Annotated in this window: 18 protein-coding genes; 8 read left to right on the top strand and 10 right to left on the bottom strand. The window is 63.1% G+C overall.

Going from position 1 to position 22,759, the window contains the following annotated elements; genetic code table 11:
* Window positions 1–11: 11 nt before the first annotated feature.
* Window positions 12–1,838 carry an extracellular solute-binding protein gene (locus tag ACWHXP_RS02135; RefSeq protein WP_310159827.1) on the bottom strand — a complete coding sequence of 609 codons (1,827 nt, stop codon included), beginning with the start codon at window positions 1,836–1,838 and terminating at the stop codon, window positions 12–14.
* Between the two features lie 371 nt (window positions 1,839–2,209).
* Between ACWHXP_RS02135 and fabI the strand changes: the two genes are divergently transcribed.
* Both fabI and ACWHXP_RS02125 read left to right on the top strand, forming a co-directional pair.
* Window positions 2,210–2,992 (top strand): enoyl-ACP reductase FabI, encoded by a 783-nt coding sequence (fabI, locus tag ACWHXP_RS02130; RefSeq protein WP_039784497.1) that lies wholly within the window; start codon window positions 2,210–2,212, stop codon window positions 2,990–2,992.
* Window positions 2,993–3,393: 401 nt separating this feature from the next.
* Window positions 3,394–4,959 carry a DEAD/DEAH box helicase gene (locus ACWHXP_RS02125; protein ID WP_134137495.1) on the top strand — a complete coding sequence of 522 codons (1,566 nt, stop codon included), beginning with the start codon at window positions 3,394–3,396 and terminating at the stop codon, window positions 4,957–4,959.
* A gap of 78 nt (window positions 4,960–5,037) precedes the next feature.
* Here the strand turns inward: ACWHXP_RS02125 and ACWHXP_RS02120 are convergent, their stop codons facing one another.
* The 6 genes from ACWHXP_RS02120 to ACWHXP_RS02095 form a co-directional block, all read right to left on the bottom strand.
* The gene (locus ACWHXP_RS02120; protein WP_489623513.1) at window positions 5,038–5,292 is read right to left on the bottom strand and encodes a DUF2442 domain-containing protein; all 255 of its coding nucleotides are present in this window, start codon (window positions 5,290–5,292) and stop codon (window positions 5,038–5,040) included.
* A 4-nt stretch (window positions 5,293–5,296) separates the two neighbouring features.
* Window positions 5,297–5,557 (bottom strand): DUF4160 domain-containing protein, encoded by a 261-nt coding sequence (locus ACWHXP_RS02115; RefSeq protein ID WP_413457434.1) that lies wholly within the window; start codon window positions 5,555–5,557, stop codon window positions 5,297–5,299.
* Between the two features lie 110 nt (window positions 5,558–5,667).
* Entirely contained in the window at window positions 5,668–6,303 is a 636-nt protein-coding gene (locus ACWHXP_RS02110; RefSeq protein ID WP_489634604.1) for a PqiC family protein, read from the bottom strand.
* Complete coding sequence (locus ACWHXP_RS02105) at window positions 6,300–7,928, bottom strand: PqiB family protein (RefSeq protein WP_489623515.1); 1,629 nt, start codon at window positions 7,926–7,928, stop codon at window positions 6,300–6,302. Before ACWHXP_RS02105 ends, ACWHXP_RS02110 begins: the two co-directional genes overlap by 4 nt.
* A complete protein-coding gene (locus tag ACWHXP_RS02100) occupies window positions 7,925–8,686 on the bottom strand; it encodes a paraquat-inducible protein A (RefSeq protein WP_286866135.1) in 762 nt (253 codons plus the stop codon). The genes ACWHXP_RS02105 and ACWHXP_RS02100 overlap by 4 nt, the downstream gene beginning before the upstream one ends.
* Entirely contained in the window at window positions 8,683–9,324 is a 642-nt protein-coding gene (locus ACWHXP_RS02095) for a paraquat-inducible protein A (RefSeq protein ID WP_039784491.1), read from the bottom strand. Before ACWHXP_RS02095 ends, ACWHXP_RS02100 begins: the two co-directional genes overlap by 4 nt.
* A gap of 779 nt (window positions 9,325–10,103) precedes the next feature.
* On the opposite strand from ACWHXP_RS02095, the gene leuA reads away from it, so the two are divergent.
* Window positions 10,104–11,807 carry a 2-isopropylmalate synthase gene (gene leuA, locus ACWHXP_RS02090; protein WP_034332326.1) on the top strand — a complete coding sequence of 568 codons (1,704 nt, stop codon included), beginning with the start codon at window positions 10,104–10,106 and terminating at the stop codon, window positions 11,805–11,807.
* Window positions 11,808–12,144: 337 nt separating this feature from the next.
* Window positions 12,145–13,884, top strand: a complete 1,740-nt coding sequence (locus ACWHXP_RS02085; RefSeq protein WP_489623516.1) for a methyl-accepting chemotaxis protein — start codon at window positions 12,145–12,147, stop codon at window positions 13,882–13,884.
* An 86-nt stretch (window positions 13,885–13,970) separates the two neighbouring features.
* On the opposite strand, the gene egtB is transcribed toward ACWHXP_RS02085, so the two are convergent.
* Together egtB and egtD are read right to left on the bottom strand one after the other, a co-directional pair.
* Window positions 13,971–15,338: an ergothioneine biosynthesis protein EgtB gene (gene egtB, locus ACWHXP_RS02080; RefSeq protein ID WP_276841929.1), complete on the bottom strand. Its 1,368-nt coding sequence runs from the start codon at window positions 15,336–15,338 to the stop codon at window positions 13,971–13,973.
* A gap of 54 nt (window positions 15,339–15,392) precedes the next feature.
* Window positions 15,393–16,367: an L-histidine N(alpha)-methyltransferase gene (gene egtD, locus ACWHXP_RS02075; RefSeq protein WP_252695437.1), complete on the bottom strand. Its 975-nt coding sequence runs from the start codon at window positions 16,365–16,367 to the stop codon at window positions 15,393–15,395.
* A gap of 319 nt (window positions 16,368–16,686) precedes the next feature.
* Here egtD and ACWHXP_RS02070 point away from each other — a divergent pair, with 319 nt between their 5' ends.
* Both ACWHXP_RS02070 and ACWHXP_RS02065 read left to right on the top strand, forming a co-directional pair.
* Window positions 16,687–18,522, top strand: coding sequence for an ABC transporter transmembrane domain-containing protein (locus tag ACWHXP_RS02070; protein ID WP_489634605.1), 1,836 nt, complete (start codon window positions 16,687–16,689; stop codon window positions 18,520–18,522).
* A gap of 97 nt (window positions 18,523–18,619) precedes the next feature.
* The gene (locus ACWHXP_RS02065) at window positions 18,620–19,738 is read left to right on the top strand and encodes an NADH:flavin oxidoreductase/NADH oxidase (RefSeq protein WP_134137507.1); all 1,119 of its coding nucleotides are present in this window, start codon (window positions 18,620–18,622) and stop codon (window positions 19,736–19,738) included.
* A 92-nt stretch (window positions 19,739–19,830) separates the two neighbouring features.
* On the opposite strand, the gene ACWHXP_RS02060 is transcribed toward ACWHXP_RS02065, so the two are convergent.
* Window positions 19,831–20,472, bottom strand: coding sequence for a DedA family protein (locus ACWHXP_RS02060; RefSeq protein WP_489623519.1), 642 nt, complete (start codon window positions 20,470–20,472; stop codon window positions 19,831–19,833).
* A 376-nt stretch (window positions 20,473–20,848) separates the two neighbouring features.
* Between ACWHXP_RS02060 and ACWHXP_RS02055 the strand changes: the two genes are divergently transcribed.
* Together ACWHXP_RS02055 and kce are read left to right on the top strand one after the other, a co-directional pair.
* Window positions 20,849–21,634 carry an SDR family oxidoreductase gene (locus ACWHXP_RS02055; protein WP_134223075.1) on the top strand — a complete coding sequence of 262 codons (786 nt, stop codon included), beginning with the start codon at window positions 20,849–20,851 and terminating at the stop codon, window positions 21,632–21,634.
* Window positions 21,635–21,687: 53 nt separating this feature from the next.
* Window positions 21,688–22,620, top strand: coding sequence for a 3,5-dioxohexanoate:acetyl-CoA acetone transferase (kce, locus tag ACWHXP_RS02050; protein WP_489634606.1), 933 nt, complete (start codon window positions 21,688–21,690; stop codon window positions 22,618–22,620).
* The last annotated feature ends 139 nt before the right edge of the window (window positions 22,621–22,759 follow it).

Here is a 22,759-nt window from a genome sequence, read left to right as displayed (position 1 = left end):
CATCTGTTGCCTCATCGCGCCTTCTCCTCCCACCAGGTGCCGATCACGTAGGGATCGGCCTGGTAATACAGCGGGGCCACTGCCGGAATGCCGAAGCGGTTCTGGTAGGCGATGCGGTGCGTGGAGGAATACCAGTGCGGCACCACGATGTACTTGTGCAGCAGCACGCGGTCCAGCGCGCGGGCCGCGGCGGTGAGCTTGACCCGCGTATCGGCGGCCACCACCGTCTGCACCAGCTGGTCCACCACCGGGTCCTTCAGGCCCCAGGCATTGTTGGAACCCTTTTCGTCGGCTGCGCGCGACCCGAACATGTCGAAGAGTTCGTTGCCGGGACTGCTGGTATCGGGGAAGCGCACGCTGGTCATGTCGAAATCGAAGTCTTCCATGCGCTTGGCCACCAGCGCGTAATCGGCACTGCGCTGGACCACATCGATGCCCAGCGTGCGCAGGTTGCGCGCGAAGACGCTGATGACGCGCGACATCGAACTCTGGTCATCGAGGATCTCGAAGGACAGCGGCACACCCTGGGCATTGCGCACGGCGCCATCGCGATAGACCCAGCCAGCCTGGGCCAGCAGTTCGCGCGCCTGGCGCAGGTTGGCGCGCAAGGAAGACGGCGGGTTGGTCGACGGCGGAACCGGTGCCGGACCGAAGACGGCCGGATCGACCTTCAGGCCCTTGGCCTGCAGCGACTTCAGCAAGGCCAGCTCATCGCCCTGCGGTTCACCGGTGGCCGCCAGCTGGCTGTTGTTGAAGAAGGAGTAGATGCGCGTGTACTGGCCGTAGAACAACTGGCGGTTCATCCATTCATAATCCAGCGCCAGCCCGATGGCCTGGCGCACCCGCACATCCTTGAACTGGTCGCGCCGCAGGTTCATCACGAAGCCCTGCATGCCGGCGCCGTTGGAATGCTTGAATTCCTTCTTGACGATGCGGCCGTCGCGGAACTGCGGGCCGGTATAGCTGCGTGCCCAGTTCTTGGCGCTGTATTCCACCACCACGTCGAACTCGCCAGCCTTGAAGGCTTCCAGCCGTGCCAGGTCATCCTTGTAGAAGCGGTAGACGATACGCTCGAAGTTGAACATGCCGCGCCGGGCCGGGACATCCTTGCCCCAGTAGTCCGGATTGCGCTTGTAGATGATGCTGCGGCCGGTGTCATAGCTTTCGATCAGGTAGGGACCGGTGCTGATGGGCGGCGTCAGCTGGATCTGGTCGAAGGGTGTGCCCTGGGCCCACTTCTTTGAGAAGACCGGCACGCTGGAGACGATCAGCGGCAACTCATGGTTGTTGCTGGCGAAGTCGAAGCGCACCGTGGCGGCATCGACCACCACACAGCCCTTCACATCGGCAAAGACCGATTTGTATTGCGGCGCGCCCTTGGCGATCAGGGTATCGAAGGAATACTTCACATCCTCGGCGGTGACCTTGTCGCCATTGTTGAAGCGCGCCTTGGGATTGAGGTGGAAGGTCATCGACATGCGATCTGCAGCCAGCTTCATATCGTCGGCCAGGAGGCCATAGACGGTGGCAACCTCATCTCCCGAGGAAACGGCCAGTGTCTCGAACATCAGCTGGTCGACGTTGGCGGCGGCCACGCCCTTCATCGACATCGGATTGAACTTGTCGAAACTGGTGCGGCGGTCCGGATTGGCAAGGTACAGCGTGCCGCGCCGGGGCGCATCCGGATTGACGTAGTCGAAATGGGTAAAGCCGGGCCCGTACTTGGGGGTGTCATACAGGGAAAAGGCGGGCTCGGCGGCGGCCGGGGTGCCATGGGCCAGGGCGGCGGCCAGCAGGCAGGAAAGGAAAATCTTGGCTGTCTTCAGGGGCGGGACCATGCGGTTGTCTGTCTGCACTCTCGTGGGCGGTGATGTCTCGGGGGCAAGCAAGTCCCGCGCCTGTGGGCTCTGGCCGACTGCCTGCAGCCTGCAGGACGGGATCGGGAAACGATTTCCGTGTCGGGGCATTGTAAAGAGAGCAGCGATTACAGGGAAGCAATTAAAGCAACTTAACAAATGCGGCCTGGCTCGCCGCGCCCTGCCCTGGCAGCGCTGCAAAGGTTGCCGCGCCTGCCGCAAGCCCCTACAATCCGGGTCTGTCCCACCCCGGCTGCCGCCACTGCGCGGCGCCGCTATCACTTACCGGCCGCACCGCGCCTGCTTCTGCCCGCCAGAGGCGCGCCGCACGCGGCGGACCCTACGGAGTCAACATGGCATTTCTGCAAGGCAAAAAAATCCTGATCACCGGCTTGCTGTCCAACCGTTCCATCGCCTACGGCATCGCCCAGGCGTGCAAGCGCGAAGGCGCTGAACTGGCCTTCACCTATGTCGGTGAACGCTTCAAGGACCGCATCACCAAGTTCGCCGAAGAATTCGACAGCAAGCTGATCTTCGACTGCGACGTTGGCAGCGATGAGCAGATCAATGCCCTGTTCGCCGATCTCGGCAAGTCCTGGACCCAGCTCGATGGCCTGGTGCACGCCATCGGCTTTGCCCCCTCTGAAGCCATTGCCGGCGACTTCCTGGAAGGTTTCTCGCGCGAAGGTTTCAAGATCGCCCACGATATCTCCGCCTACAGCTTCCCGGCCATGGCCAAGGCGGCCATGCCGCTGCTGTCGTCCAACGCCGCCCTGCTGACCCTGACCTACCTGGGTTCGGAGCGCGTGGTACCCAACTACAACACCATGGGCCTGGCCAAGGCCTCGCTGGAAGCCTCGGTGCGCTACCTGGCCGAATCGCTGGGCCCCAAGGGCGTGCGCGTCAACGGCGTCTCCGCCGGTCCGATCAAGACTCTGGCCGCCAGCGGCATCAAGGGCTTCGGCAAGATCCTGGGCGCCGTAGCCGCGACCGCCCCGCTGCGCCGCAACGTCACCATCGAAGACGTCGGCAATGCCTCGGCCTTCCTGCTCTCCGACCTGGCCTCGGGCATCACCGGCGAAATCACCTACGTGGACGGTGGCTTCTCCCGCGTGGTGGGCGGAATGGCAGAGTAATTGCCGGATTAAGCAAGCGTCCCCCACAATAAAGAGACAGTTTCTCGAAATAGCCTCGTGCTAATTTCGATGTTTTAGGGTATGATTCGCCTTGTGCATTGCAATAACCAATGCACAGGCGAATCGGGCGTGAAATCTGCCCTGCAGCGTTTCCAGCCGTATTTGCCCAAGCAGCTTCGCAAGCCTTACCTGTCATTACGACAAGTTCCCAGTAAAAGCCCCCCGCCCCTGGCATCCCTTGATGATGCCGTCCCGGCGCAAAGCTTTTGTGCCGAAATTTCTTTGTATTTTTCATAGTCATTTCGTCGGTTGGCGTTGCTTTTTTTCGTTCAGGCACTCGATGTCCGGCGCGCTTTCGTGCGTCCGTCTCGTGCCTGGCGTTCACTTTCACGAAAGAGATTATGACTTTTGAAGCACTCGGCCTGAACCCTTCGATCATCAAAGCCCTGACCGAAGCAGGCTATACCTCCCCGACCCCGGTCCAGGAAAAGGCCATCCCCGCCGCCATCAGCGGCCAGGATCTGCTGGTGTCCTCGCAGACCGGCTCGGGCAAGACCGCCGCTTTCATGCTGCCTTCGCTGCACCAGCTGGCAGACCTGCCGCAGGCGCCGCAAGCAGCCCGCACCCCCAACCAGGAACGCCAGGCTACCCGTGCCCGTGGCGAGCGTCCGCGTTACCAGCCGGCCCAGCCGAAGATGCTGGTGCTGACCCCGACCCGCGAACTGGCCCTGCAAGTGACCACCGCCACTGACAAATACGGTGCCTACATGCGCCGTGTGCGCGTGGTGTCCATCCTGGGCGGCATGCCTTATCCGAAGCAGATGCAACTGCTGTCGCGCAACCCGGAAATCCTGGTGGCGACCCCGGGCCGCCTGATCGACCACATGGAGTCGGGCAAGATCGACTTCTCGCAGCTGCAGATCCTGGTGCTGGACGAAGCCGACCGCATGCTGGACATGGGCTTCATCGACGACATCGAAAAGATCGTCGCTGCAACCCCGGCCACCCGCCAGACCATGCTGTTCTCGGCCACGCTGGACGGCGTCGTCGGCAACATGGCCAAGCGCATCACCAACAACCCGCTGACCATCCAGATCGCCAGCTCGTCGACCCGTCATGAAAACATCATGCAGCGCGTGCACTTCGTGGATGACCTGTCGCACAAGAACCGCCTGCTGGACCACCTGCTGCGCGACACCAGCATCGACCAGGCCGTGATCTTCACCGCCACCAAGCGTGACGCCGACACCATCGCCGATCGCCTGAACATCGCCGGTTTCGCGGCCGCCGCCCTGCATGGCGACATGCACCAGGGTGCCCGCAACCGTACCCTCAACAGCCTGCGCCGCGGCCAGGTGCGCATGCTGGTGGCTACCGACGTGGCAGCGCGCGGCATCGACGTGCCGGGCATCACCCACGTGTTCAACTACGACCTGCCCAAGTTCGCTGAAGACTACGTGCACCGTATCGGCCGTACCGGCCGTGCCGGCCGCAATGGCGTGGCGATCTCGCTGGTCAATCACGCCGAAGGCATGCAGGTCAAGCGTATCGAGCGCTTCACCAAGCAGACCATTCCGGTGGATGTGGTCGAAGGTTTCGAGCCGAAGAAGTCGGCTGCACCGCGCAGCCCGCGCAAGCCGGGCGGCTGGCGTCCGGGTGATGGCCGCAGCAACAGCGGTCCGCGCTTCGGCGCTGGCAACCGCGAAGGCGGCGGTCATCGCGAAGGCGGTTTCGGTGGCAATCGTGAAGGTGGCTTCGGTGGCAACCGTGAAGGCGGCCATCGCGAAGGCGGCTTCGGCGGCAATCGTGAAGGTGGTTTCGGTGGCAACCGCGAAGGCCGCAGCTTCGGCGGCGCCAAGCCGGCCGGCAACGGCCCGCGTCGCGAAGGCGGCGGCGGCGGTGGCTACAAGGGCAATGGCGGCGGCTTCCGCGCCGACGGCCCGCGTCGCTCCTACGGCGATCGCTGATCGCTGCAAGCTGTGCTGATGTTGAAAAGCCGCTTCCAAGGAAGCGGCTTTTTCTTTGGTGCGCTCATCGCGGTTTGATCATGCAAGCAGCCATTGGCCATTGCGCTTGATCTCATCATGCATGGCGTCTGGTGCCAGATCCAGCTCGCCAGGCCAGGTCACCACACCATCGACCAAGCGCACCCGGCTGAATTGCGCGGGGTCCTGCAGCTCAGCAAACACACCGCGAAAGAAACTCGGCAGGAACCTGACCGACCCTTCCACGCCATCCCTGAAGCGAACCTGCAATGCATATTCGCCGGAAAGTTTGACTTCAACGACATCCCATTCCATGACATCACTCCAGTGGCGCTATCGGCTTGGGAGCCTGCATTTCCTGACACAGCATCCAGTCTTCCATCAACTCTGCCTGATGTAGTTCAGCCCAATCAAGCACCAGTTGCAGGGCTCTTCGAGGTAATCGGCCATCCATCAGCGCCAGCTTCCTCACATCAATTACTGCCTTGTATTCACCATATCGCACATGAAAATGCGGCGGTGAGTGATCTCGATAAAACATCTGGATCACAATTCCATAAAACATGCTGATCGTCGGCACGGGCCACCCTCGGGTAAATCGGTTCAATCCGATTTGGGTTATTTCCTCCCGTCGGCGATTCTACATGCATCGCAATGCGCCAGCGATTTCCGAAAGCCTTTAATACCACTTCAAGCGGAGCACTGCCCACCCTGCCCCGCCTGCAAAGCTCGCACGTTATCGGCAATCGCCTGCACCGCCCGCTCCACCGCCTTCTGCGTGGCCGCGACGACGTCGGAATTGGCACCGCCGCCCACTCGTTCCACTACTGTCAGCCGGCAAGCCGCGCCGCGGCGGTCATCCGAGCGCGTGATGGTCCAGCCGAAGCTGGCCTGGACCTGGCCGTTGCGGGCTGCGTCGAAATCACGCAGTTCCACGTTGATGCGATAGCTGGCCTGGTCCGCCGGTCGCCCCCCACGCGAGACGTCAATGGCCCCCAGCTTTGCCGCCACGCCCGCAGACAGCGCATCGCGCAATTCATTGTTGAAGGGCGAAGACCAGCGGTCCTGCTCCAGCACCTCCACCCGCGTGGCATCGCTGCGCACCACCAGTTGCGGCCGCGCCAGGCGTTCCGGCACCGACACCGGCATCACTTCGATGAAGGTCTGCGGTCCCTGGCTGGCCGTGCGCGCGACGGCACCGTCGGCCGGTACAGCCAGCGTGTAGAACTGCGTCGGCGGCGAGCTGCCGCAGGCAGCCAGCAGTGCTGCGGCCAGTGCGGCGGCCGTCAGGGTCTTGAGGGAGAACGAAGTCTTGTTTTGCATCATGGCTCCTGTTTGCCCCGGATCAGCGATTCCGGATGCTGTTGCAGGTAATCGGTGAGGATACGGATCGAGGCCGCAGCCTTGCTCAGTTCCTGCATGGTCTGGCGAATATCCGACTGCAGCGGTGCGTCATCCGACAGCGTACGCTCGGCCGCATTCAAGGTCTTGCGCGCATCCTTCATCGCCGCCTGCATCTCCGGTGCGATGTCGTTGTTGATGCGGGCCGCCGTCTGCTCGGCCGTGGTCAAGGTCTTGTTCAAGGTCTTGAGCGTGGTCTGCAGATCGCGGCCGATCTCGTCGAACGGGACCTTGGAGAGCTTGCCGGCAATGTCGGAGAGCTGCTGCTGCAATTCATCCAGGCTGCCCGGGATGGTCGGCAGTTCCAGCGGGACCTTGTCCGGATCGATCTGCACCGGCTTGGCCTTGGGGAAGAAATCGATCGCGACGTACAACTGGCCCGTCAACAGGTTGCCGTTGCGCAGCTGGGCACGCATGCCGCGCTTGACCAGCATGCGCAATACCTGCGCGTTGGAACGGCGCTGCTCGCCGGTCTCTTCGTGGAAGCGACGGCCCAAACGATCCGGATAGATCTGCACCAGCACCGGCATGCGGAATTCACCACGCGTCTTGTCGTATTCCACCCCGATGCTCTTGACCTCACCCAATACCACGCCACGGAAGTCCACCGTGGCACCCGGTTGCAGGCCGCGCAGCGACTGGTCGAAATACAGCAGTGCGGTCTGTTGTACGCCGTCCGGTTCCTTCATGGCAGTGCTTTCGTCTTCCACCAGCGGATACTCGCTGCCCTCCTTGGCCGGGGGGCTCACGCGCTCTTCATCGCGGTCGCGGAAGGCAATACCGCCCAGCACCACCGTCGACAGCGCCTGCGTATGCAGCTTGAAGCCGCTGGCATTGAGCTCCATGTCGAAGCCGCTGGCATGCCAGAAGCGCGAAGCCTGGGTGACGAACTTGTCGTAGGGCGCGTTGACGAAGATGCGCAGCGTCACACCACGGCCATCACTGTCGAGGTCATACGCCACCACCTGCCCGACCTTGATGCGGCGATAGAAGATGGGAGAACCGATATCGAGCGAACCGAGGTCATCGGTATGCAGCACGAACTGGCGGCCCGAGGCATCGCGCGTGACGATGGGGGGCTGTTCCAGGCCCACGAAATTCTTCTTGGTTTCTTCGGAAGCACCGGCATCCGCGCCGATGTAGGCCCCGGAAAGCAAGGTGCCCAACCCCGAAATACCGGAGGCAGCGATGCGCGGACGGACCACCCAGAAACGCGTGTCCTCGGCATTGAAACCGGAAGCATCCTGATTCAGCTGAATTCCGACCAGCACGTGCGAACGGTCGGCGGCCAGCTTCAGGCTCTGCACCTGGCCGATTTCGACATCCTTGTATTTCACCTTGGTCTTGCCGGCTTCCAGTCCTTCTGCAGAACGGAAACTGACGGTCACCATCGGGCCGCGTTCGACCAGGATCTTGGCGACCAGGGTCAGCCCGACGATGGCGGCGACGATGGGAATGAGCCACACCAGCGAGGGCAGCCAGTTGCGCTGGCGTGCGCGGCGCGGTTGCAGCAGCGCCGGTTTGTCATCGGAATGGTCGGGTGGAGTCATGCGGTTTCCTGTGGCTTGTTGGCGTTGTCATGGGGAGAAGCAGGTTCGGGGAGAGGCTCACTTGAGACGTCCGCAGCCGGATCGGTCGCGCGCTCATCCCAGATCAGGCGCGGATCGAAGGCCAGCGAGGCCAGCATGGTCAGCACCACCACCGCACCGAAGGCGGCGATGCCAATGCCGGCGTGGATGTTGGCGAAGCCGTGGATCTTGACCAGTCCGGTCAGCACCGAGACGACGAAGACGTCCAGCATGGACCAGCGTCCGATGGCCTCGACCACGCGATACAGTTTGGCGCGCTGGAGACGGCGCCAGCGGCTGCGGCGGCGCGCCGAGAAGACCAGGATGCCCAGCGCCACCAGCTTGAACAGCGGTACCAGGAAGCTGGCCACGAACACCACCAGCGCCAGGCCCCATTCGCCGGAAGTCCAGAAATAGATGACGCCGGAAAGGATGGTGTCGCGCTGCTCATCGAAGAGGGTACTGGTGACCATCACCGGCATCATGTTGGCCGGGATGTACATGATGCAGGCGGCAATCAGGAGCGCCCAGGTGCGGGTGAGGCTGTCGATCTTGCGCACGTGCAGCGGTGCATGGCACACGCCGCAGGCTTGATGGGGCTGCGCGCCTTCCCATACGGTGCCGCAGTGATGGCAGCCGATCACGCCGAGGGACGCGGCATCCTGCACGGGCAGGTCTTCGTCCGGCTCCTGGGTGAGGTCGGGCACGTGCGGTGCAGCCTGGCGGGTGAAGACACTCATGCGCCAGCCTCCTTGTCGCCATATTGCTCGGCTTGCTGCTGTTCCCATACGTGCCACAGATAGCGTGGATTGAAGGACACCACCACTGTCAGCAGCACCGTCAATCCACCGAAGGACCACAGCGCCGGACCGGGAATCACCTCGGCCATGTTGGAGAGTTTGATCAGCGCCACCAGCACGCCCAGCATGAAGACTTCAATCATGCCCCAGGGCCGGGCTGCCTGCATCAGGCGCAGCAGCAGCACGAAGCCCGGCGGACGCGTATCACGCGCTCCCGGCAGCAACAGGTAGAGCAGCACACCGAGCTGGATCAGCGGGAACAGCAAGGTCGTCGCCAGCACCAGCAGCGCCACTTCCGACATGCCATCGCGGGTCAGTGCCACTACCGCACCGATCAGCGTCGTCTGGCTGGACAAGCCCTGCAGTTCGATGGTGACGATGGGAAAGGTATTGGCGATCACGAACAGGATCAGCGCACCGATGGTCAGCGGCAGCAGATGCTGCAGGCGGCGGCCGGTATCGCGCTCCAGCTCAGCACCGCAGCGCAGGCAGCGGGCGATTTCGCGCTCACCCAGCGCCATGCGCTGGTAGACGGCGTCGCATTCTTCGCAAACGATGAGGTCGGTGCGTTTTTGCATGGATGATGACGGTTCCTGGCGATGCGCTCCCGGGTGGCGGAGGCCTCGCCCTACTGTTGTTCGTTGTTCGTGGCAGACACGGGCGCCGGTACCAGCGCGACATGCGTCGTGCCTTATATGGAAAAAGGACTACTGCAGTGCTTGTTTTTGAGCATTTTCACCCGGCGGCGTTCCATCCTCACAAGGAATTGATGCAGCAGCAATAAAAATAAATGACCGGCTGGTTATTAACAAGACGATTCTAGCAACGAAATTATTGGAGCGCGCTCTTCTTTTACGCTTGTAAAAAAGATTGCCCTTGACAGACGCGGGGCCAATCTTCTACATTGCACGGATGACTTCCGCAGCAATCACCTCCATCCGCCACAACAGCGCCAGCGCCCTGCTAGCGTTGCTATCGGTGTCGCTACTACTAGCCTCGCGCTAAAATTCGTAGTTCCTGCCGTTTCCGCTGACTCCACGCGATCTGGCAACCTCAAAAAATCCAGCAGTACTCGCAGTACAACCAGGCAGTGACGCGCCATCCATGATGAAGCCGACGTCGCTGCCCACCAGGCGAAGCATATGCATTCGATGATCCGTACAATCCGCAACCAGCGCACGCAGCCCTTGCCGGCCGGCCGTGTGCTGCGGGAGATGCCGCCTCTGGCTCTATGAAGGGTTGCCTGGCCACGCGCTCGTGGCAGCCAGGCAACCCGATCCGCCACATCTGACGCACTGAAGCATTCCAGTACTTGAACTGAAGCATTCCACGCCATCCGGAAACCAAGAGGTCCATCATGATGTTAAGCAACCCCGCCGCCAAATACCGTCCCTTCCCTGCCATCGACCTGCCCGATCGCACCTGGCCCAGCAAGGTCATCGACACGCCGCCGATCTGGATGAGCACCGACCTGCGCGATGGCAACCAGGCCCTGATCGAACCGATGAACGCCGAGCGCAAGCTGCGCTTCTTCGAACTGCTGTTGAAGACCGGCCTGAAGGAAATCGAAGTCGGCTTCCCCTCTGCCTCGCAAACCGATTTCGATTTCGTGCGCAAGCTCATCGTCGAGAACCGCATTCCCGATGACGTCACCATCATCGTGCTGACCCAGTCGCGCGAAGAACTGATCCGCCGCACCGTCGAATCGCTGGAAGGTGCCAAGAAGGCCATCGTCCACCTGTACAACTCGGTGGCCCCGGCCTTCCGCAAGATCGTCTTCAACATGTCGCGCGAGGAGATCAAGAACATCGCCGTCACCGGCACCCGCCTGGTCAAGGAACTGACCGATGCGCGTCCGGGTACCGAATGGCGTTTCGAATACTCGCCGGAATCCTTCAGCACCACCGAACTGGATTTCTCCAAGGACATCTGCGATGCCGTCTGCGAAACCTGGGGTGCCACTCCAGAGCGCAAGATCATCCTGAACCTGCCCTCCACCGTCGAGTGCGCCACCCCCAACGTCTACGCCGACCAGATCGAATGGATGTGCCGCAACCTGAAGCATCGCGACAGCGCCATCATCTCGGTGCACCCGCACAATGACCGCGGCACCGCCGTCGCCTCGGCCGAGCTGGCCGTGATGGCCGGCGCTGATCGCGTCGAAGGCTGCCTGTTCGGCAACGGCGAGCGCACCGGCAACGTCGACCTGGTTACGCTGGCACTGAACCTGTACACCCAGGGCGTGAACCCGGGCCTGGACTTCTCCGACATCGACGTGGTGCGCCAGGTGGTGGAAGAGTGCAACCAGATCCCGGTGCATCCGCGCCATCCGTATGTGGGCGACCTGGTCTTCACGGCCTTCTCCGGCTCGCACCAGGATGCGATCAAGAAGGGCTTCGCCAAGCAACAGCCGGACGCCATCTGGGAAGTGCCCTACCTGCCGATCGATCCGGCCGACCTGGGCCGCAGCTACGATGCCGTCATCCGCGTCAACAGCCAGTCCGGCAAGGGCGGCATGGCTTACCTGCTGGAACAGGAATATGGCCTGGCCCTGCCGCGCCGCCTGCAGATCGAGTTCTCGCGCGCCATCCAGCGCGAAGCCGATGCCACCGGCAAGGAAATCGCTGCCTCCGACATCCACGCCATCTTCCAGCGTGAATACCTGGAGCGCGTCGAACCCTACGTCTACCGCGCGCACCGCATGTCGGAAGACACCGCCAAGGCCGAGTCCATCAACATCGAAGTCGACATCGTGCGCAATGGCCAGCCGGTCACCGTGCGCGGCAGCGGCAACGGTCCCATCGATGCCTTCGTGCATGCGCTGGGCCTGGACATCAAGCTGATGGACTTCCATGAACACGCCATCGGTGCCGGTGCCGACGCCAAGGCCGCCAGCTACATCGAGCTGCGCCTGAATGAAGCGCCGACCGGTTTCGGTGTCGGCATCGATGCCAACATCGTGACCGCCTCCTTCAAGGCCGTGCTGTCTGCCGTGAACCGTCAGATCGCCATCAGCGAGAGCGCCAACCAGGCTGGCTCCGCACAGGCCAAGGCTGCCTGAAACGGAATCCGGCCGGCGATCCCGGCCATTTCCTGAACGCAACGCCGCCCTACCGGGCGGCGTTGTTGCGTTAACGGCGCGTCACTTTGCATCAAGCTCTGCCGTTGATCTTGTCCTTCTGCCACTGTGGTCCGGCTGCCACGTTGACGCCCGGAAACCCGCGCCAGCCGCGGCTTTCCTTGATGCCAACAACTCTGCAGAAATTACTTGAGTTAAACGTTCTGATTGCGCGTAACTGGCTTAATATAGGTTTCTGGTTGTCACACCAGTCAAAGACACACGCCACGGTGACATCTCTACCATGCAAGTCGCATCCACATTTTTCGGGGGGAAAATCATGCGCTTCAACAATCTCAACATTTCCACGCGTCTGACCATCGGCTTTTCGGCCCTGATCCTCGTGATCGCTGCCATCGTCACGCTGAGCATGGCCCGGCTGGGCGACATCAACGAGTCGCTGGAACTGGTAGTCAATGACCGCTACAAGAAGATCAACATCGTCAATGCCATATCCGGCAAGGTGGATGATGTCGCCATCTCGCTGCGCAACCAGTTGTTCATGACCGATCCGGCGCAAATTGAGAATGAGCGGAAGACCATCGAAACGCTCTCTGCAGAGAACACCAAGCTCTACGATGAACTGGGTCGTCTGATCACCAATCCCGAGGCACGCGCCAAGTTCGACAAGGTCACCGAAACCCGCAAGAGCTACTCGGCCCTGCGCAAAGAGATCGACCGGCTCGCCACCACTGGTGAGAAGGATGCCGCCATCAAGCTGATGCTGGAAAAGATGGTGCCGCTGCAAAAGCAGTATTTCGGCCAGCTCGATGACCTGTCCGACATGCAGCAGAAGCTGATGGACAAGTCCGTCGCCGATGCCGAGGCCACCTACACCACCACGCGCAACATCATGGTGGTGTCGGGTGTGTTGGCGGCGCTGTTCGCCGCCTTCATCGCCTGGACCATCTCGCGCAGCATCACCCGTCCGCTGAGCCGCGCGGTGGAAGTGGCCGAGACCGTGGCAGCAGGTGATCTCACTGCGGTCATCGATGCACATTCGACCGATGAAACCGGCCGCCTGCTGCAGGCGCTGGCCGCCATGAACCAGAAGCTCAAGGCCATCGTGCTGGAGGTGCGGCGCGGTACCGACTCCATGGTCACCGCCTCGACCCAGATCGCCACCGGCAACCTGGACCTCTCTTCGCGCACCGAGGAGCAGGCCAGCGCGCTCGAAGAAACCGCCTCCTCGCTGGAACAGCTGACTTCCAGCGTCAAGCAGAATGCCGACCACACCCGCAAGTCCAGCGAGCTGGCCGGCAATGCGACGCAAGTGGCCAATCAGGGCGGCCAGGCCGTCAAGCAGGTGGTGCAGACCATGGGGGCCATCAATGACTCCTCGCGCAAGATCGTGGACATCATCTCGGTGATCGACGGCATCGCCTTCCAGACCAACATCCTGGCCCTGAATGCCGCGGTCGAAGCGGCGCGCGCCGGTGAGCAGGGCCGCGGCTTCGCCGTGGTGGCCTCGGAAGTGCGCGGACTGGCGCAACGCTCGGCCACTGCCGCCAAGGAGATCAAGGAACTCATCAATGATTCCGTCGGACAAGTGACGGCCGGTACCGAACTGGTGGCGCAGGCGGGCAGCACCATGGATGAGGTGGTGCAGAGCATTGAGCAGGTCAGCCACATCGTCGGCGAGATTTCCGCTGCCACGCGTGAGCAGAGCGATGGCATCGAGCAGGTCAACCAGGCCATCATGCAGATGGACAACACCACCCAGCAGAACGCCGCGCTGGTGGAAGAAGCCGCCGCTGCGGCCCAGGCCTTGCAGGATCAGGCGCAGCGGCTGCTGGAACTGGTGAGCGTATTCCGTCTGGATGAGCGGGGCGCTGCGCCCGCACCGGTCATGCAAGCCGCACCGCTGCGCAGCGCGGCACCTGCACCGGCCACGGCCCTGCCAGGCAAGCCCGCACCCGTCAAACCGCAGGCAGTGCGCGCCCCTGCCGCTGCGCCAGCACCACGTGCACTACCCGCCAGCAGCAAGGAAGAGAAATCGGAAGAGTGGGAAACCTTCTGAGACTTCAAGCGTATTTCAGAAATATTGCGCGTAGCACGGACCAGGGCCAGGCGGCCCTGGCAACAAACTGAAGCTGGAAAAACCGATCAGCCCTGGCGGGCCAGCCGTATGCCGCTGACCTGCCAGCGTGCGGTCGCCGGGAAAAAGTTGCGATAGGTCAGCCGCGCATGGTTCAGTGGTGTGGCCGAGGATGAGCCACGCAGCACGTACTGGTTGACCATGAATTTGCCATTGTATTCACCCACCGCACCCGGTGCAGCGCTGAAGCCGGGGTAAGGCGCATAGCTGCTGCTGGTCCACTGCCAGGCCACGCCAAAAAATTCACGTCCGCTTCCTTGCAAGCGTGCGGCGGCATGTTCCCATTCGGCTTCGGTCAGCAAGCGCGCACCAGCCCAGCGGGCATAGGCATCGGCCTCGTAATACGAGAGATGCACGGCAGCCGCATGCGGCTGCAGAGGCTGCGCGCCATACTCGGTGAACTCGCGCCACTGCCCATCAGCGCCACGGCGCCAATACAGGGGATGCGAGAGCCCCTCCTGCTTCTTCCATTCCCAGCCTTCAGACAGCCACAGCCCCGCGTCCTCGTAGCCACCGGCCTCGACGAAGGCCAGGTATTCGGCGTTGTTCACCAGCCGCGACGCACACTGGTAAGCCTCGACGAACTGGCGATGGCGCGGGGTCTCGTTGTCGAAGCAAAAGCCGCTGCCGGCATGGCCGATCTCCACCACACCGGCTTCGATGCGATGCCACTGCAGCTCCAGCGCGGCCGGATCATCCAGTTGCAGGTTCATCGGCAGCGGCTGGTACGCAGGCTGCAGCGGGTTCATCGACAGCAGGATCTTGATGTCGGTGAGCATCAACTCCTGGTGCTGCTGCTCATGCTGCATGCCCAGTTCCAGCAAGGAGAGGAAGCCCGCCAGTTGCGGGTGGGCCTCCTCCGCTTCGGCCGGGTCGGCCTCCAGCGCATCGATCAGCAGCAACATGCGTGCGTCCACCTGCTCGCGGTAGGCCAGTATGTCGTCCAGCGAGGGGCGCGTGAGCAGGCCGCGCTGCGGCCGCGGGAATTTCTCGCCGACCCCTTCGTAATACGAATTGAAGAGCACGCGGAACTGCGGATGGAAAGGTGTGAAGCCGCTCTGGAAACGCTCCAACAGGAAGGTCTCGAAGAACCAGGTGGTATGCGCCAGATGCCACTTGATGGGGCTGGCATCGGGCATGGCCTGCACGCAGCAATCCTCGGCCGAAAGCGGCTCGGCGATCAGCAGCGACTGTCGGCGCAGACGCCGGTAGCGATCGCCCAGCCGTTCGCGCGGTCGATGGTTGACCTGCTGGACGGCGGCGTCGATGACCGCATCGATGGTGGCGGCAGTGGCCGCTGCGACCACCGCCATGGGTTGCTCGGCCAGCTCGTCGTCGTGCGTGGTGGCGCGATCATGGGTAATGACGGAAGGCATCCGGTCTCCTGCAAGAATCATTGAATCAACATCGGCAAGCGTCCCAAACCTTCCTCAACGCGCCTGCGCATGGCACACCGCGAACCAGCGCCGCTCATCGAACCACATACGGCAATTGCCGAATCCGGCCTCTTCCAGCAGGCCGAGGATGTCCTGCTCGGTGAACTTGTGGCTGTATTCGGTATGGATGCGCTCGCCCTGGTGGAAGGTGCGACGCCCGCCCGGCCAGCGCACGATGAGGTCGCGCCGTGCTTCCAGATGCATTTCGATGCGCTGCTGGCGCGCGTTGTAGAAGGCCACATGGCGCCAGTCGCGCGGGGCGAAGTCGGTCCCGGCCAGGGCGTTGACGTGGTTGAGCACGTTGAGGTTGAACGCTGCCGTCACGCCGATGGCATCGTCGTAGGCCGCTTCAAGAACACGCGCATCCTTCACCAGATCCAGTCCGATCAGGATGCCGCCCTCACCCGGTCCGGCCGGCAGGGCTGCACGCACGCGGCGCAGGAAATCCAGCGCCTGGGCCGGATCGAAATTGCCCAGTGAGGAGCCGGGATAGAAGAACAGCCGGCGCTGCGCATCCACCGTCTCCGGCAGCGCCAGCGTGGCCGAGAAATCCATCGCCAGCGGCAGCATGGGCAACTGCGGGAAGCGCTTCTGCAAACCCGCCACCGACTGATGCAGGAAATCGGTGGAAATATCCACGGGCACATACTGGCGCGGCCGCAACGCGTCGAACAGCGAAGCGGCCTTGACGCAGTTGCCTGCGCCCAGGTCGATCAGCGTACAGGACTGGCCGACGGCGGCAGCGATGGCTTCCTGATGCGCGGCGAAAATGGCCGCCTCGGTACGGGTAGGGTAATACTCGGGCAAGGCGCAGATGGCCTCGAAGAGCTTGCTGCCCAGCGGATCGTAGAAATACTTGGGCGAGATGACCGCTTCGCGGGCGGTGAGCCCGGCCAGCAGTTCGGCGTGCGGTGCGCGTACTTTCGGCGCGGCCTCCCATGGGGAGGGGATCAGTGCGGGTTGGGCCAAGCGACTCTCCTTGCCGGTGTGGGGTTGGGATGATGCTGATGCCTGCTGCTGCGCTGCTCCGGTCGGGCCGACCACGCCCGAATCCGGATACTCTAGCAGGGTGATGCAGGCAAGCAATGGCTGACGAACAACATTGCGATACGCTTGCGGTCGCGCGATCCATGCGCGGACTGTCTATACTTATGCCTCTTCCGAGTAAGCCAGCCTCCGTTGGTTCAACGCGGCAACAAGATTTTTCCGGCGGTGGCCAGTGTCTCTGACCGTGCGGCAACATGCACGGACCGGTTGGCTTGGCGGCCTCAACAGCTCATCCATTTCCATGTCCTCCACGACTCCTCTCCGCACCGACTCACCTGCCCCTGACGTGCCGCCCGGCCCCGACTCCCCCACTGCCCGCAAATCCGCTCTGGCAGCCTTGCGCGGACTGGCTCCCTTCCTCGCCCCCTACAAGAAGCAATTCCTGCTGGCCGGCCTGGCGCTGCTGGTGGCAGCCGGTGCCACGCTGGCCGTGCCCTATGCGTTCAAGCAGATGATCGACCTCGGCTTTGGTGCCGCCGGCAGCAAGAGCGCCACGCACATCAACCTGTATTTCGTGGCGCTGTTCGGCGTGGCCTGCGTGCTGGGGGTGGCGACTGCAGCACGCTTCTACATGGTGTCCTGGCTGGGTGAACGGGTGACGGCCGACCTGCGCAGTGCGGTCTATGCCCACGTGGTGACGCAGAGTCCCGAATTCTTCGAAACCACCAAGACCGGCGAAGTGCTCTCGCGCCTGACCACCGACACCACGCTCATCCAGACCCTGGTCGGCACCAGCATTTCGATGGCCCTGCGCAATGCCCTGCTGTTCCTCGGCGGCATGAGCATGCTCTTCATCACCAGTGCCAAGCTGACCTCCATCATCATCGTCATGCTGGCCGCCGTGGTGCTGCCCATCGTGTTCTATGGCCGCCGCGTACGCAAGCTCTCGCGCGCCTCGCAGGACCGCGTGGCCGACGCCGCCGCCATGGCCGGCGAAATCCTCAACGCCATGCCGACCGTGCAGGCCTTCACCCATGAAGAGATCGAAGCGCACCGCTTCGGCGACTCGGTCGAGCGCGCCTTCCAGACCGCGATGGACCGCATCCGTGCGCGTTCGCTGCTGACGGTGGTGGCGATCCTGCTGGTGTTCGGTGCCATCGTCTTCGTGCTGTGGCTGGGCGCGCATGCGGTCATGCAAGGCAGCATGAGCGGCGGCGAACTGGGCCAGTTCATCCTTTACGCATCCCTCGTGGCGGGTTCGCTGGGGGCTCTGTCGGAAGTGATGGGCGACACACAACGTGCTGCCGGTGCCACCGAACGCCTGCTCGACCTGCTGGCGGCGCAGTCGCCGGTGCAGTCCGTGCTGCTGCCGGAAAAATTGCCGCCGCGCACCGCCAACGGGGCCGCGCTGCAGATCGATGCCGTGGACTTCCACTATCCCTCGCGCCCCGGCAGCGCCTCGCTGTCGGGCTTCTCGCTGGACGTGCGTGCAGGAGAAACGGTCGCCGTGGTCGGCCCTTCGGGGGCCGGCAAGACCACGCTGTTCCAGCTGCTGCTGCGCTTCTACGATCCGCAGCAGGGCAGCATCCGGCTCGATGGCGTGGACATCCGCTACCTGACCCTGCAGGACCTGCGCAATGCGATCGGCATCGTGCCGCAGGACACCGTGATCTTCTCGGCCAATGCCATGGAAAACATCCGCTTCGGCCGCCCCGGTGCCAGCGATGCGGAAGTGATCGCCGCCGCCCAGATGGCGGCAGCCCATGAGTTCATCGAACGCCTGCCGGACGGCTACCAGTGCTTCCTCGGTGAACGCGGCGTGCGTCTCTCCGGCGGCCAGCGCCAGCGCATCGCGATTGCCCGCGCATTGCTGAAGAACCCGCCGCTGCTGTTGCTGGATGAAGCCACCAGCGCGCTGGATGCAGAATCCGAACGCCTGGTGCAAAGCGCCCTGGAAGCCGCCATGGTCGGTCGTACCACCCTGGTCATCGCGCACCGCCTGGCCACCGTGCAGCGGGCCGACCGCATCATCGTGCTGGAACACGGGCGCATCGTCGAGACCGGCACCCATGCCGAACTGGTGGCATGCGATGGACTCTACGCCAGCCTGGCGGCATTGCAGTTCGAGACGCAATAAGGCAACACGCGGGGGGGCGCCGACGCACTTTTTGGAAATCCCCTAGACTGCGCATCTCGGCATCGTCCCGATGCCACGACATGACAGGAGTTCTTGCATGAGCAGTCAATTGTTTTCGCCGCTGACCCTGCGCGGCGTCACCTTGCCCAACCGCATCGCGGTCTCGCCGATGTGCCAGTACTCGGCCGAGGATGGCTTCGTCAACGACTGGCACCTGGTGCATCTGGGCAGCCGCGCCGTGGGCGGGGCCGGCCTGGTCATCATGGAGGCCACCGCGGTCGTGCCGGAAGGCCGCATCACCAGCGCCGACCTCGGCATCTGGAAGGATGAGCACATCGCGCCGCTGCGCCGTATTACCCGTTTCATCGAACAGCAGGGTGCCGTCCCCGGCATCCAGCTGGCTCATGCGGGGCGCAAGGCCAGCGCCCTGCGCCCCTGGGATGGCCCGGCCGGCAGCGTGCCGGTGGCCGAGGGTGGTTGGCTGCCACAGGCACCCTCGGCTCTGCCCTTCGACACGACCTATACCGAGCCGCACGCCTTGACGGTGGCCGAGATCGCCTCGCTGGTGCAGGCCTTTGCCGACGCCGCCCGTCGCGCGCTGGCTGCCGGCTTCAAGGTGATCGAACTGCACGGTGCGCACGGCTACCTGGGTCACCAGTTCCTCTCACCGCTGAGCAACAAGCGTACCGACCAATATGGCGGCAGCTTCGAGAACCGTATCCGCTTCCTGCTGGAAACGGTGCAAGCCACCCGCGCCGTCTGGCCGGCCGAACTGCCGCTGCTGGTGCGCCTGTCGGCCACCGACTGGACCGAAGGCGGCTGGAATGCCGATGACACGGTCGCGCTCTCGGCCCGCCTGCGTGACATGGGTGTCGATCTGGTCGATGTCTCCACGGGCGGCAACCTGCCCTCGGCGGCCATTCCCGTCGGCCCCGGCTACCAGACCGGCTTTGCCGCGCGTGTCAAAAGCGAAACGGGCATCGCCACCGGCACGGTCGGCATGATTACCGAAGCGATCCAGGCCGAGCACGTGCTGCGCACAGGCCAGGCCGACCTGGTGCTGCTGGCGCGCGAACTGCTGCGCGATCCCTACTGGCCGCTGCATGCCGCGCAGCAATTGCGCGAAGACGTGGCGTGGCCGCCGCAATACGTGCGGGCCGCGTCCAGCAAGACGCCGTTGCGGCCGGATGTGCAATATGGCGGCAAGCAGGACTAAACCACGCCTGACAGCTCAACAAAAGAAAAATGCCGGTCAGCGCTGCGCAGCGCTGACCGGCATTTTTATTGCCTCGAAGTCGGGCCGGACGATCAGCCCGGACGGCGCTTGTGGCGGAAGTACTCGATGATGCCCGGCAGGACCGACAGGATCACGATGGCCACGATCAACAGGCTCAGGTTCTTCTTGACGATAGGCAGGTTGCCGAAGAAGTAGCCGGCATAGCCGAAGCTGGTCACCCAGGCGATGCCGCCGATGACGTTGTAGAGGAAGAAGCGCGAATAGGTCATCGCACCCACGCCTGCCACGAAGGGTGCGAAGGTGCGCACGATGGGCGCGAAGCGGGCAATGATGATGGCCTTGCCGCCGTGCTTCTCGAAGAAGGCATGGGTCTTCTCCAGGTATTCCTTCTTGAAGATGCGCGAATTCGGCTTGTCGAACACCTTGATCCCCAGCATCTTGCCGATCTGGTAGTTGGTGCTGTCGCCCAGGATGGCGGCCACGATCAGGGTCAGCAGCATCAGGTGGATGTCATAAGCCCCGGTAGCAGCCAGTGCACCGGTGACGAACAGCAGCGAATCACCCGGCAGGATGGGCGTGACCACCAGGCCGGTTTCGCAGAAGATGATCAGGAACAGGATCAGGAACAGCCAGGGTCCATAGGAAACGGCCAGTTCGGCCAGGTGACGGTCGATGTGGACGATGAAATCGACCAGGAACAGAAGGATATCCATAAGCCTGTGTGAAAGAGGGGAAGTGGCGAAAAGTGGGCATTGTACCAACAGCCTGCCACGCTCCCGTGAATTTTGATGCAGCGCGGCAGCGACGCCCTGCCCGCCTGCCTTCCACGGCGATTGATGAAAGTTTTTCTCCGCCCGCGCAATCTGTTCATCCTGCCCGCGCCCCACCCTCCTCGCCGCTGCGCCCCAGCCCGCCTCCCATGCGCTCCGGCGGCGAAATCGGCCGATTTGATCGGCAGCCGCTGGTCAGGATGCTGTCGTTGACGCTCCGGTCCGGCTCTACTACAGTCGTCCGCACCCGACCGCCCCCCACGACAAGACCAGCCAGCGCTGGCATCTGGGCCGGATGACCCCCTCAGGAGACAAACCCATGGAACTGAATCTGCAGGACCAGAAAGTCATCGTCACCGCCGGTGCCCAGGGCATCGGCCTCGCAATTACAGAAACGTTCATCAAAGCAGGCGCTCAAGTGCATGTCTGCGATATCAATGAGGCTTTCCTGGCCGATGCCCGTGCCCGTCTGGCAGGCGCGGCGGTGAGTTTCAGCCGCACTGACGTGGCCAGGCCCGAGGAGGTCGATGCCATGTTCGCCGACCTGGCCTCGCGCTGGGATGGACGGCTGGACGTGCTGGTCAACAATGCCGGCATCGCCGGACCCACCCTGCCGGTGGAAGACATCGCTCCGGCCGAATGGGACCAGACCATCGCCATCAACCTGACCGGCCCCTTCCTCTGCACCCGGCGTGCGGTGCCGATGCTCAAGCAGAACGGCGGCGGGGCCATCATCAACATCTCTTCAGTTGCCGGCCGGCTGGGCTTTGCACTGCGCACGCCCTATTCGGCTTCCAAGTATGGCGTCATCGGACTGACCGAGACCTGGGCCATCGAACTGGGGCCGTCCAACATCCGCGTCAACGCCGTCTTGCCCGGCATCGTCGAAGGGCCGCGCCAGGAACGCATCGTGGCGGCCAAGGCAGCGGCCTACGGCATCGAACATGAAGAAATGCGCGCACGGCTGCTCTCCAAGGTCTCGCTGCGGCGCATGGTCAGCGCCCAGGATATCGCCAACCAGATCCTCTTCCTCTGCTCGCCCGCCGGCGCGGCCATCAGCGGCCAGAGCCTGTCGGTGTGCGGCAACGTGGAAACGCTGGCCTGAGCTGGCGCAACGGCCTTCTTTCCTTTTCCTTCATCTTTTCAGGAGCTAGCCCCATGGCCCAGCCTCGCAAAGTCATCATCACCTGCGCCATTACCGGTGCCATTCATACCCCCTCAATGTCGCCCTACCTGCCGGTCACGCCCGAGCAGATCCGCGACGAAGCCCTGGCCGCGGCCGACGCTGGCGCCGCCATCGTGCACCTGCATGCGCGCGATCCGCAGAATGGCAAACCGACGCAGGATCCGGACGCCTTCCGCAAATTCCTGCCGCAGATCAAGGCCGCCTCCAACGTGGTCATCAACCTCACCACGGGCGGCGCGCCGACCATGGGGGTGGAAGAGCGGCTGCAACCGGCCTTGCAGTTGAAGCCGGAAGTGGCCTCCCTGAACATGGGCTCGATGAACTTCGGCCTGTATGAAATGCTGAACCGCTTCAAGGATTTCAACTACGACTGGGAACAGCCCTACCTGGCCGGCTCCGATGACCGCATCTTCCGCAACACCTTCAAGGACATCGCCTACATCCTTGAATCCTGCAGCGCCAACCAGACCCGCTTCGAGATCGAGTGCTATGACATCGGCCATCTCTACACGGCCGCGCACTTCATCGACCGTGGATTGATCAAGCCGCCCTTCCTGATCCAGTCGGTCTTCGGCCTGCGCGGCGGCATCGGCAACGATGTCGAAGACGTGATGCACATGAAGCGCACCGCCGACCGCCTCTTCGGCGACGCCTACTTCTGGTCGGTGCTGGGTGCCGGGCGCGGCCAGATCCCGATTGCCACCATGGCCGCCGCCATGGGCGGGCATACCCGCGTGGGGCTGGAAGATTCACTCTGGGATGGCCCCGGCCAGCTGGCCAAAAGCAATGCCGACCAGGTGCGCCGCATCCGCACCGTGATCGAGGCGCTTTCCTTGCAGGTGGCGACGCCCGACGAGGCGCGCGCGATGCTGCAGCTCAAGGGCGGGCAGAAAGTAGGATTCTGAGGCAGGCGCAGCCCCATTGATGACACCGGAGCGGGCGACCGCCTCCGGTGTTTTTCTTCATATTGCTGCGATGACAAGCTGTTGTGGCGACAGATGTTCGGGCCGTCGATAGGCTACAATCCCCCATCCTTTGGCCTCC

The sequence above is a fragment of the Herbaspirillum sp. Her2 genome (assembly GCF_057961375.1).
This window is presented reverse-complemented; position numbering and strand designations above follow the sequence as displayed.